This window comes from Candidatus Binatia bacterium, from assembly GCA_023150935.1.
Classification (GTDB): domain Bacteria; phylum Desulfobacterota; class Binatia; order HRBIN30; family HRBIN30; genus JAKLJW01.
On sequence record JAKLJW010000101.1, the window covers coordinates 1 to 1,281 of the forward strand.

General features: G+C 68.0%; 1 protein-coding gene. It reads left to right on the plus strand.

Annotated elements, in window-relative coordinates:
• Positions 1 to 1,247, plus strand: a 1,247-nt coding sequence (locus L6Q96_23140; protein MCK6557446.1) for a hypothetical protein, incomplete at its 5' end; no start/stop codon positions are given.
• Between the last annotated feature and the right edge of the window lie 34 nt (positions 1,248 to 1,281).

Genomic DNA, 1,281 nt, shown 5'->3' on the forward strand with positions numbered 1-1,281 from the left:
CCTGCACGACCGCCGGCCAGTGCAACGGCTGTACGCCGAACACCCGGTGCACGGGCGCCGGTGTACCGGTGGCCTGTTGCACGGGCGTCAACCAGGGCACGTGCCCGCTTCTGGGGAGCTGCGCGGTGGTTCAGAACAAGAACTCCGTGGTGGTTCCGCGCATCGCTCTCAACGGCGTCTGCGTGCCCCGCAACGGCGCCAACGGCGACCTCGGTTGCACGCTCGACGCCGACTGCCGCTCCTGCGTGGGCGGCACCAACGACGGCCTGACCTGCCTGCCCGGCCAGGGAGCCCCGGGCAGCGGTCAGCAGGACCCATGTCCGGGCGGCGGCACCTGCACCGGCACGGCGACCACCTGCCAGCTACCGGAGCTGACCATGGAGGTCGGTCCTACGGATCCGGGCACCGGCGAGGCACAGGTCACGATTCCGAAGGACAGCCTCGTGCTGATGCCCGCCGCGGCCGGTTCGATCGGAACGGTCTGCGTCAAGGCCGGCAGCGACGGGGTGGGCGTTCTCGACTGCAACGGCGGCCGGCCGAACCTCGACGTCACGCTGAGCCGGGATCACAACCTCATACCGGGTAGTCCCGGCAACTCGGGCTCGGCCAACGGCCTGCCCGACGATCCGGAGTGCGACGACAACTACGTCCTGCCCGATGCCTCGCTGAGCCGCCCGTGCGTCGAAGGCACGGCACGGTGCAACAGCGGCACCAACCAGGACATGCTGTGTACGGTGGAAAGCGACTGCCCGCCGGTGGACCCGGAAATCAAGCGGTGTGCACTGTGCAACACGGCGACCATCACCCAGCATCCGGGCATCTGCAACAGCCCGACGAAGGTCGAACTGAGCGGGACCTACAACAGCGGCGGCTTGCTGCTGTCGATGCCGCTGGCACTGACCGTTCTCAAGGGCGCCGTGCTCGGTCCCGACAACCTGCCGTGCACCCCGGACGACACGGCTAACCCGGCCTCCCCGGTGGGCGTGTTGTTGTCGAGCGGGACGAGCATCATGCGGATGTACGACGTCAACAACATCGCCAACAACAAGATCGCCCCCGGCGAGACCTGCCCGATTGTCGGCCCTTGCGTCGCTCAGCTCACCGGCACGCCGGTGGCGTCGTGCAGCTCTCTGTACTCTCTGGGCGATCCGGGCGGTTTGCAGCTCAGTGGCGGATTCGGAGCGTTCGACATCGACCTGACGCTCGATCTCGTCACCGTCTTCCAGTTCAAGCTGGTGAAGCCGTAACCGAAACCCCAGGGCCCCCCTCCCCGCAACCGGG